Source organism: Curtobacterium sp. B8 (assembly GCF_000333315.1).
Lineage (GTDB): Bacteria > Actinomycetota > Actinomycetes > Actinomycetales > Microbacteriaceae > Curtobacterium > Curtobacterium luteum.
Genome location: NZ_BACW01000551.1, coordinates 1 through 9,595 on the forward strand (window position 1 = coordinate 1; position 9,595 = coordinate 9,595).

General features: G+C 72.7%; 8 protein-coding genes and 2 pseudogenes. 5 read left to right on the plus strand and 5 right to left on the minus strand.

Translation table 11 applies throughout. The annotated features are described in order from the left end of the window. Positions 1-428: pseudogene (locus tag I59_RS14850) on the minus strand (acyl-CoA dehydrogenase); the annotation flags it as partial. Between the two features lie 215 nt (positions 429-643). On the opposite strand from I59_RS14850, the gene I59_RS14855 reads away from it, so the two are divergent. From I59_RS14855 to I59_RS14875, 5 genes are read left to right on the plus strand one after another with little or no spacing between them, the layout of a single operon-like run. Next, positions 644-1,081 carry an oligopeptide:H+ symporter gene (locus I59_RS14855; protein ID WP_022904544.1) on the plus strand — a complete coding sequence of 146 codons (438 nt, stop codon included), beginning with the start codon at positions 644-646 and terminating at the stop codon, positions 1,079-1,081. Further along, the gene (mvaD, locus tag I59_RS14860; RefSeq protein ID WP_022904545.1) at positions 1,078-2,082 is read left to right on the plus strand and encodes a diphosphomevalonate decarboxylase; all 1,005 of its coding nucleotides are present in this window, start codon (positions 1,078-1,080) and stop codon (positions 2,080-2,082) included. Before I59_RS14855 ends, mvaD begins: the two co-directional genes overlap by 4 nt. Next, positions 2,079-3,179, plus strand: a complete 1,101-nt coding sequence (locus I59_RS14865) for a phosphomevalonate kinase (protein WP_022904546.1) — start codon at positions 2,079-2,081, stop codon at positions 3,177-3,179. Before mvaD ends, I59_RS14865 begins: the two co-directional genes overlap by 4 nt. Beyond that, positions 3,172-4,233 carry a hydroxymethylglutaryl-CoA reductase gene (locus I59_RS14870; protein WP_022904547.1) on the plus strand — a complete coding sequence of 354 codons (1,062 nt, stop codon included), beginning with the start codon at positions 3,172-3,174 and terminating at the stop codon, positions 4,231-4,233. Before I59_RS14865 ends, I59_RS14870 begins: the two co-directional genes overlap by 8 nt. Next, positions 4,230-5,390 (plus strand): hydroxymethylglutaryl-CoA synthase, encoded by a 1,161-nt coding sequence (locus I59_RS14875; protein WP_022904548.1) that lies wholly within the window; start codon positions 4,230-4,232, stop codon positions 5,388-5,390. The genes I59_RS14870 and I59_RS14875 overlap by 4 nt, the downstream gene beginning before the upstream one ends. Positions 5,391-5,619: 229 nt before the next feature. Here the strand turns inward: I59_RS14875 and I59_RS14880 are convergent, their stop codons facing one another. The 4 genes and pseudogenes from I59_RS14880 to I59_RS14895 all read right to left on the minus strand — a co-directional run. Further along, positions 5,620-6,603 (minus strand): SRPBCC family protein, encoded by a 984-nt coding sequence (locus tag I59_RS14880; protein WP_022904549.1) that lies wholly within the window; start codon positions 6,601-6,603, stop codon positions 5,620-5,622. Between the two features lie 58 nt (positions 6,604-6,661). Continuing rightward, positions 6,662-7,006, minus strand: a complete 345-nt coding sequence (locus I59_RS14885; protein WP_022904550.1) for a helix-turn-helix transcriptional regulator — start codon at positions 7,004-7,006, stop codon at positions 6,662-6,664. A 151-nt stretch (positions 7,007-7,157) separates the two neighbouring features. Further along, positions 7,158-8,945: a sulfite reductase subunit alpha gene (locus I59_RS14890; protein WP_022904551.1), complete on the minus strand. Its 1,788-nt coding sequence runs from the start codon at positions 8,943-8,945 to the stop codon at positions 7,158-7,160. Beyond that, positions 8,942-9,595 (minus strand): annotated as a pseudogene (locus tag I59_RS14895) (glutamate synthase large subunit); the annotation flags it as partial. The gene I59_RS14890 and the pseudogene I59_RS14895, both read right to left, overlap by 4 nt.

Below are 9,595 nucleotides of genomic sequence, written 5' to 3' on the forward strand. Positions count from 1 at the left end.
CCGAGGTGGTGGACGGCCGAGCCGAAGAGGCCCCACTGCACGCCCGCCTTGATCTGCATCGACGGTTCGGCGGTGGTCAGCTCCTCGAACGCGGCGAGGTGCCGCCCGTGGTGTCCCTGCCGCCGAAACTCCGCCGGGTAGGGTCGCTGGATCGCGCCGGCCTCGACGAGGATCCGGAGCTGGTCGAGGGTTCGCGACCGGGCGTCGGCGTACGGCATGCCCTCGATCTTGTGCATGGCCGGGTCGAGCGCGAGCCGCCGCGAGATCCGACGGTCCTCCGCCCAGCGGCCCAGGAGGAGTTCGGCGACGAGGTCGACGTCGATGCGCACGTCGGCCGCGGTCGAGCCGACCGGGGTGCCCGCTGCGGGGTCGCCGGTGGCGTCGGCCTTCGGCGTGCTCGTGCTCTGCGCGGATGCGGTGTCGACCATGGTCGGGAGTCCTCCTGAACTGCGGTGTCCGGTGTTGCAGAACCCACGCTATGCACCGCACCTGCTCGCGGCGTGAACGCCGTGCGGGCGGGACAAAGACCGGGGTCCGGGACCGGTCGGCGCTCGTGGGAACCCTCCAAGGCGCGGGCCGCAGATTTTGTGAGCACCCATCGACGATTGTGAGGGCACCGGCCCTCGAGGGCAGACTGTGCGGCATGTCAGGTACCACCGCACCGGGCCACGAGCCCCGCACCGAGCGCACCTTCTTCGGACAGCCGTTCGAACTGTCCACGCCGTTCGCGGTCGAGCTGTGGGAGCGGTTCTCGTTCTACGGCATGCAGGGCATCGTCCTGATCTACATGTACTACACGGTGTCGCAGGGCGGGCTCGGCATCGACGAGAAGCTCGCCGGCGGCATCATGGGTGCGTACGGCGGTGCCGTGTACCTCTTCACGATCATCGGCGCGTGGATCTCGGACCGGTTGGTCGGCGCCGACCGGACGCTCTTCGGCAGCGCGGTCGTCGTCATGCTCGGGCACAGCTGCGTCCTGGCCCTCGCCGCCGACGACGACCATGCGGACCGGATCGCGGCCGCACTCCGCGGCGCCGGCGCCGCAGCCACCTGGACCACCACGATCGGAGACCGCGCATGACCACCGCAACGGCCGTCGCGCACCCCAACATCGCCCTCGTCAAGTACTGGGGCAAGGCGGACGCGTCGCTCGCGCTGCCCGCGACCGGCAGCGTGTCGATGGGTCTCGACGTCTTCCCCACGACGACGACGGTCACGGTCGGCGCCGCCGAGGACACCCTGACGCTCAACGGCGCCGCGACGACCGACGGCGCGCTGGTCCGGGTCACGCAGTTCCTCGACCTCGTGCGCGACCTCGCCGGCTCCACCGACCGCGCCGCCGTCGTCAGTGACAACACCGTGCCGACCGGCGCCGGCCTCGCCTCGAGCGCCTCCGGCTTCGCCGCGCTCGCCACCGCCGCGGCCGCTGCCTACGGACTCGACCTCTCCCCGCGCGACCTCTCGCGGCTCGCCCGACGTGGTTCCGGATCGGCCACGCGGTCGATCCCCGGTGGCGTCGCGGTCTGGCACGCCGGCGACGACCAGGGCTCCTACGCGGAACCCGTGCCCGCGCCGCCGATGGCGATGGTGGTCGTCACGATCGACGCCGGACCGAAGCCGATCGGCTCCCGCGAGGCCATGCGCCGCACCATCGCGACGTCGCCGTTCTACCCTGCGTGGGTGACGTCGACGACCGAGACGGTCACCGACGTGCTGACCGCCTGTGCGGCGGGCGACTTCACCCGCATCGGCGAGCTCACCGAGAGCAACGCGCTCCGCATGCACGCCACGATCGAGGGCGCGTTCCCGCCGATCCGGTACCTCACCGCCCGCAGCGTCGCGGTGTTCGACGCCGTCGCCGGACTCCGGGCCGACGGACTGCAGGCGTGGGCCACCGCGGACGCCGGTCCGAACGTCGTCGTCCTCACCACGCCCGAGGACCGCGGGGCGGTGGCCGCCGCCCTCGCCGGGTACGGGGACGTCATCGAGTCCGGCACCGGACCAGGCGCGCACCTGCTCCGCTCCGAAGACACGGAGGCGCCCGGGCCGGGCGTCGTCCGACCCGAGGAGTCCGCCGAGTGATCGAGTTCCGCGCCCACGGCAAGCTGTTCGTCGCGGGGGAGTACGCCGTCGTCGAGCCCGGGCAGCCGTCCGTGCTCATCGCGCTCGACCGCGCCATCACGGCCCGGGTGAGCGAGGGCCGTGGCTCCGGCAGCGTGCACTCCGAGGAGTACGGCCACCTGCCGCTGACGTGGACCCGGGCCGAGGACGGCCTCGCGCTCGACCGGGAGCACCACCCGTACGACTACGTGATGGCGACCATCGACCTCGTCGAGAAGCTCCGGGCCGAACGGGGGATCGCACCGCGGTTCCACGACCTCCGCATCCAGAGCCAGCTCGACGACGCGAGCGGCCGGAAGTTCGGCCTGGGGTCCTCCGCCGCCGTCACGGTCGCGACCGTCGGCGCCCTCGACCGCTTCTACGGCCTCGGCCTCAGCCAGCGCGACCGCTTCCGGGTGGCGCTCCTGGCGACCATCCGGGTGAACCCCCGGGCCTCCGGGGGCGACCTCGCCGCGAGCACCTTCGGCGGCTGGCTCCGCTACAGCGCCCCGGACCGCGAACTGCTCGCCGCGCTGCTGCAGCCCTCGCCAGACCGCGGTGACGGCAGCGTCTCGGGCATCCTCGACGACACCGACGCGTGGACGGGCTTCGACGTGCAGCGCCTCCCGGCGCCCGCGGACCTGCGGCTCCTCGTCGGCTGGACCGGTTCGCCGGCGTCGACGACGAAGCTCGTCAGCGTCGTGCGCGAGCACCGGAACGGCGGGTACCAGGCGTTCCTCGACGAGAGCCGGGCCTGCGTCGACGACCTCACCACGGGCCTCCAGACCGGCGACGCCGAGCGCACGCTCGACGCGCTCCGTCGCGCCCGCGTCCTGCTGCAGCGCCTCGGCGCGTCCGTCGGGTCGCAGATCGAGACCGACCGGCTCGCCACCCTGTGCGACGTGGTCGAGGCCGCGGGCGGCGCGGCCAAGCCCTCCGGTGCCGGCGGCGGTGACTGCGGCATCGCGCTCGTCCCGGCGGACACCGACCTCACCGCCATCCACCGCGCCTGGGAGGCGCACGACATCAGGCACCTCAGCGTCGCGGTGCAGGCGCCCGAAGGAGACCTTGATGACTGACCTGACCACCCCGATCCCGACCAAGTGGGTCGGTCCGATCCGCGTGAGCGGCAACGCGGTCGAGGGCGAGCACGAGGTGCCGCTCGCGACGTACGAGTCGCCGCTCTGGCCGTCCGTGGGCCGTGGCGCCCGGATCTCGCGCATGGTCGAGGGCGGCATCGTCGCGACCGTCGTCGACGAGCGCATGACCCGGTCCGTCGTGGTCCGCGCCGAGAGCGCAGCGGCCGCGCACGCCGCCACCGGACGCATCCTCGCGCGGCAGGCCGAACTCGAGGCGCTCGTCGCCGGGCAGAGCCGGTTCGCGAAGCTCATCGAGGTGCACCCCGAGATCGTGGGCGACCTGCTGTTCCTGCGCTTCGCGTTCACCACGGGTGACGCCTCGGGGCACAACATGGTCACCCAGGCGGCGGACACGCTCCTGCCGGCGATCCTCGCGTGGGAGCCGGGTCTGCAGTACGTCAGCATCTCGGGCAACTTCTGCACCGACAAGAAGGCCACCGCGGTGAACGGCATCCGCGGTCGCGGTCGGAACACCGTCGCCGAGATCGTGATCCCGGGCGAGGTCGTCGAGAAGCGCCTGCGGTCCACCCCCGAGCGGATCGCCGAGCTCAACGTCGCCAAGAACCTCATCGGCTCCACCATCGCCGGGGCGCTGCGCTCCGCGAACGCGCACTACGCGAACATGCTCCTCGGGTTCTACCTCGCCACCGGCCAGGACGCCGCGAACATCGTCGAGGGCTCCCAGGGCATCACCACGGCCTCGGTGCGCGGCGACGACCTGTACTTCTCGACCGCGCTCCCGCACCTGATCGTCGGCACGGTCGGCAACGGCAAGGGCGGCGACCTGCCCGTCGTCGAGGACGCCCTCGTCCGCCTCGGCTGCCGCGAGGACCGCGCGCCCGGCGAGAACGCCCGCCGCCTGGCAGCCCTGTGCGCCGCGACGGTGCTGTGCGGCGAGCTGTCGCTGCTCGCGGCGCAGACGAACCCGGGAGAACTCATGGCAGCGCACGTCGCGATGGAACGACGTGGCGCGGCAGCAGGAGGTGCAGCATGACCGCCATCGGCATCCACGACATCGCGATCGCGACCGGACACCACGTCCTCGAGCTCGACGACCTGGCGGAGCGCCTCGGCGTGGACCCCGCGAAGTACCACGTCGGCATCGGACAGGACGCCTTCAGCGTGCCGGCGCCGGACGAGGACATCGTCACGATGGGCGCCGCAGCCGCGAAGGAGGTCATCGACCGCCACGGCGTCGACGGCATCCGGACCGTGCTGTTCGCCACCGAGTCCGGCGTCGACCAGTCCAAGGCCGCCGGCGTGTTCGTGCACGGGCTGCTCGGGCTGCCGCAGTCGGTCCGGGTGGTCGAGCTGAAGCAGGCCTGCTACGGCGGCACCGCTGCCGTGCAGCTCGCCCTCGGGATCGTCGCCCGGTCGCCGCAGGAGCGCGTGCTCGTCATCGCGGCGGACGTCGCACGGTACGACGTCGACACCGCGGCCGAGCCCACGCAGGGTGCCGGAGCGGCGGCGCTCCTCATCAGCGCCGACCCCGACCTCATCGAGATCGAGCCGGCCGCCGGCGTCTTCACCGCCGACGTCGACGACTTCTGGCGGCCGAACGACCGCTCGACCGCGCTCGTCGACGGGCGGCTGTCGGTCACGGCGTACGTCGACGCGTTCGTCGGGGCGTGGGACGACCTCGTCGCGCAGGGCGGCCCCGGCTACGAGGACATCGCCCGCTGGGTCCACCACCAGCCCTTCACGAAGATGGCGATCAAGGCGCACCGGAAGCTCACCCAGCACGTCGGGCAGCCGTTCGACGAGTCGGAGCTCGCCGTCGGGTTCACGTACAACAAGCAGACCGGCAACACCTACACGGCGTCGATCTGGATCGCGCTCGCGGCCCTGCTCGACCTCGACGACGAGCTCGACGGGCAGCGGCTCGCGATGTTCAGCTACGGGTCCGGCAGCGTCGGGGAGCTCCTCACCGGCATCGTCCGGCCGGGGTACCGCACGCACCGCCGGGAGGGCCGCGTCCGCGCGGTGCTCGACGCCCGGGTCCCGCTGACGGTGGACGCCTACCGGGAGCTGCACGCCGCCGGTGCCGCGACGAGCGAGGACACCGACCGACCGCGGGTCACCACGGCGCCGTACCGGTTCGGCGGGGTGCGCGGCGGTGCCCGCCGCTACGAGCCGACCGCGCAGGACTGACGCGCGCCGCGCGCCGCGCGCCGCGCGCCGCGCGCCGCGTCTCGTGGCGGAGCCGCCGAGTCTCGTGATCAGCGACTGATCTCGTACCGATGAGCGCGAGAGTCGTCGCTCAGGGCGAATCTCGTGGCGGCGCCCGCGCCCAGCGCGACCCCAACGGCGGCCGGGAGGCGCGTGACGGCGCCGCCACGGGCCTCCCGGCCGTCTGCTGGTCACGCCGTGACGCGACCGGTCAGGCGGTCGCGAGCACCTCGCGCTCCAGTCGCCGGTAGCTCGCCTCCATGCCGTCGGTCATCCCGGTGGCGAGGATCGCGTCCCGCTGTTCGACGCTCGGGTAGGTGACGAGCAGGGTCAGGAGCGTCGCACCGTCGACCTCCGCGAGCTGCAGGTCGTTCGTGTTCGGCGGGTACGGCGCGCCGGTCATCGCCTCGGTGCTGACGATCCGGCGCTCGGGCTGCACGAGGGTGTTCTCGCCCTCGAAGCCGAACGGCTCGCCGGCGGTGTCACCGACCGGGGCCCAGGCCTGCCGGAAGCGTCCGCCCACCACGAGGTCGTTCTCGCAGACGGTCATCTCCCAGCCGTCCGGGCCGAGCAGCCACCGGCGCATCAGGTCCGGCTCGGTGTGGGCCCGCCAGACGGCGTGCCGCGGGGCGTCGAACGCGCGGGTGAACCGCACGTGGGTGTCGTCGAGGACCTCGGTGACGACACCCCTGCCGAGCGCGTACTCGCGGAGGTCGGCGAGCACCCGGTCGAGCTGGCCGAACGCCTCGGCGTAGCCCTGCTCCATGCCCATCGCGAGGAGGGTCTCGAGCGCCTCGGCCGTCGGAAACGTCGTGGTGATGCGCACCCGGGAGCCGGACTCGGTCGGCTCGAAGTCGAGGACGCTCGTGCTCGGCGGCTGCGCTGCGTCGACCTCGCCGTCCTCGGTCGCGAACAAGTCGTCGAACGCGAGTCGGGTGGGGGCGTCCACCGCGATCACGAGCCAGACGGACCGGTAGACCTCCCCGTCCGGGCCGGTCATGTCGTAGCGGGCTCGGCCGCCGGGGCGGAGGTCGAACTCCGAGAACGTCGCCGGGTAGCTCGGCGGTCCCCAGAACCGTTCGAGCCGGCGGGGGTCGGTGAAGGCTCCCCAGAGTCGTTCGACGGGGACGGGGAAGTCCGCGACGAGCGTGGTCGTCAGGGCTTCCGGGTCGGTGTGCACGCTGGTCACGGGCATGGTCGCTCCCTCGTCGTCTTGGTGGTGGTCGTCGTCTTGGTGGTGTCGGTGGTGTTCGTCAGTGCTCGTCGTCGCCGGCGAGCAGGCTCTCGAGTCGGTCGATGCGGCCACGCCAGAGCCGGCCGTACTCCTCGAGCAGCCCGCGCACGCGGTCGAGCTGCTCGGGATCGGCGCGCACGATGCGGACGCGCCCGCGTGGTTCCTTGGTCACGAGTCCTGCTCCCTCGAGGACGGTGACGTGCTTCTGCACGGCGGCGAACGACATGTCGTACGCCTCCGCGAGTCCGGAGACGGTGGCACCGTCGGCGAGGGTCCGCCGGACGATGTCGCGTCGCGTCGCGTCGGCGAGCGCGTGGAACACGCGGTCGACCTCGGCGTCGCTGAGCGCTGTTCGTACAACCATTTGGTTGTACGTTACGCCGGGCGCAACGAAGGCGCAAGGTCCGGGCCGCAGCACGAGTCTCGGGCAGGCGGACAGATCTCGCGCTGCGGAGCACGAGAAGTGTCCGCGTGGCCGAGACTCGGCTCTGCCGCGACCCGTGACCGCCCGCGGCTCAGTACACGTCGCGGACGTACCGCTTCGCGCGCCGCAGGTCGGCCAGGTACGCGTCCGCGTCCTCCGCCCCGCGCCCGCGCTGCCCGGCGATGACGTCGAGCAGCGCCTGCTCGACGTCCTTCGCCATCCGTGAGGCATCGCCGCACACGTACACGAACGCGCCGTCCTCGAGCCACCGGTACAGCTCGGCCGCCTGCTCCCGCATCCGGGTCTGCACGTAGACCTTCTCGGCCTGGTCCCGCGAGAACGCGAGGTCGAGCCGGGTCAGCACACCGCGGTCCTGCAGGTCGGTCAGCTCGTCCTCGTACACGAAGTCCGTGTCGCGGTGCTGGTCGCCGAAGAACAGCCAGTTGCGGCCGGTCGCCCCGGCGGCGGCCCGCTCGTGGAGGAACCCGCGGAACGGCGCGATGCCGGTGCCCGGGCCGATCATCACGATCGGCGCGTCCCCGTCGGCCGGCACCCCGAACGCGGCGTTCGGCTGGAGGTACACGTCGACCTCACCGTCGGCCTGCACCCGGTCGGCCAGGTACGTCGAGGCGACACCGGCGTGGGACCGGTGGACGTCGCCGTAGCGGACGGACGCGACCGTGAGGTGGACGCGACCGGCGTGCGCGAGCGGGCTCGACGAGATCGAGTACTGCCGCGCCTGCAGTCCGCGGAGGTTCGGCAGCAGCTGCTCCATCGTCGGTGCCGCGGGCCCGGCGTCGCGGAGCAGGTCGAGGACGTCACGCCCCCACAGCCACCGGTCGAGCTCGTGCTTGTCGCCGTGCGACACGACGGCCGCGAGCTCCGACACGGGAGCACGCTGGACGAGGTCCGCCACGAGGTCCTTCGACGGCGTGCGGATCTCGCGGTCGAGGCGCAGGACCTCACCGAGGGGCCGGCCGTCGACGTCCGTGCCGCCGTCCGCGCCGAGGTGCGTCAGCAGCTGGTCGACGAGCGCCGGGTCGTTGTGGGGCACCACGGCGAGGGCGTCCCCGGCCGCGTACTCGATGCCCGAGTCCCCGAGGTTGAACTCGAAGTGACGGATCTCCTTCGCGCTGCGCGGCGAGGAGAGCAGCCGGTTCGCGACGAGCGGGGCCCGGTACGGGTTGCGCTTGTTCCACTGCGATCCCGGCCGGGAGGCACGGCTCACGCCCGCCCCGCCGGCTGCGGACCCGGAGGCGGTCACCCCGGCGGTTGGGCCGCCCGCACCGGGCTGGGCTCCGGCCTCGGCGGCGAGCCGGTCGAGCACGGCCGCGCTCCACAGCGCCGCGGGGTCCTCGAAGTCGACGTCGCAGTCGACGCGCTCGTGGACGCGCGTCGCGCCGAGCTGCTCGAAGCGGGTGTCGAGGAGCTTGCCGGCCTGGCAGAACTCGTCGTAGCTGGTGTCCCCGAGGCCGAGGACGGCGTAGTGCAGCCCCTCGAGCCGCGGCACCGTCGACGCCTGGATCGCGTCCCAGAACAGTCCGGCGTTGTCGGGCATCTCGCCCTCGCCGTAGGTCGAGGTGACGACGAGCACGTGCGACATCGCCGCGAGCTGCTCCGGCGTGACCGCGTCGAGCGGCGTCGCACGGCCGCCGAGGCCCCGGGCCTTCGCACCGGCGACGAGCTCGTCGGCGAGGAACTCGGCGTTGCCGGTCTGCGTGCCGAAGAGCACGTCGACGGTGGTCGTCGGGGCACCGCCGGAGGCGCGCTTGCCCGCTGCGGCGATGCCCGCGATGAACCCGGCGAGCCAGGACTCCTGGGCCGCCGAGAACGGTGCGTCGACCGGGATCAGGGCACCGGTCGGGGGGAGCGTGCTCATGCCGACACCACCTCGGTCGGGGCCTGCGGTGCGCGGCCGGCGATGTCCTCGAGCGCGGCGTTCGCGAGCAGCTCGTCGAAGCGGGCAGCCCGGACACGACCGGCGTTCTTGGCGTTCTGGTGCATGATCCACCCCGTGGTGCCCGGCATGTCCGTGCTGCGGTTGTTCCGCTGCGCGAGCGCACGCTTCGAGTCGTCGAGCCGCTTGACGGCGATGAGGGTCGCGAGCTCGTCGTCCGCGAACCGGTCGAAGGTGCCGCGGAGGTACTTGACGACGCGCTGCTTGACCTGGAAGTCCTCGGTCAGGATGAGGTTCCGGACCGCCTCCGTCACCCGCGGGTCCGAGGAGCCGGCGCCCGGGACACGCTCCTGCGCCACGTCCTGCGCGACCCCGAGCACCGTGTAGGACGACAGCAGCGAGAACATGTCCTCGCCCTGGTCGCCGAGCGCGGGGGCACGGCCGCCGAGCACGGTGCGCTGGTCGCGGTAGTCGACCTTGAACGCACGCAGCTTGTCGGTCGCCACCGAGTTCGCGAGCTCGTCGAGGAGCTCCACCCGGGTCGCGGCCGCGAGGATCTCGTCGGCGTCCTGGCTGAGCAGCAGCGCGCGCGGCATGCCGACGTACACGTGCTGGCGGGTGGTCTCCCACTC

What these genes read in the sequence shown, in the direction of transcription:
- I59_RS14855 (WP_022904544.1), top strand. Translation starts at nt 644, where the DNA reads ATGTCAGGTACCACCGCACCGGGCCACGAGCCCCGCACCGAGCGCACC.
- mvaD (WP_022904545.1), top strand. Translation starts at nt 1,078, where the DNA reads ATGACCACCGCAACGGCCGTCGCGCACCCCAACATCGCCCTCGTCAAG.
- I59_RS14870 (WP_022904547.1), top strand. Translation starts at nt 3,172, where the DNA reads ATGACTGACCTGACCACCCCGATCCCGACCAAGTGGGTCGGTCCGATC.
- I59_RS14875 (WP_022904548.1), top strand. Translation starts at nt 4,230, where the DNA reads ATGACCGCCATCGGCATCCACGACATCGCGATCGCGACCGGACACCAC.
- I59_RS14880 (WP_022904549.1), bottom strand. Translation starts at nt 6,603, where the DNA reads ATGCCCGTGACCAGCGTGCACACCGACCCGGAAGCCCTGACGACCACG.
- I59_RS14885 (WP_022904550.1), bottom strand. Translation starts at nt 7,006, where the DNA reads ATGGTTGTACGAACAGCGCTCAGCGACGCCGAGGTCGACCGCGTGTTC.
- I59_RS14890 (WP_022904551.1), bottom strand. Translation starts at nt 8,945, where the DNA reads ATGAGCACGCTCCCCCCGACCGGTGCCCTGATCCCGGTCGACGCACCG.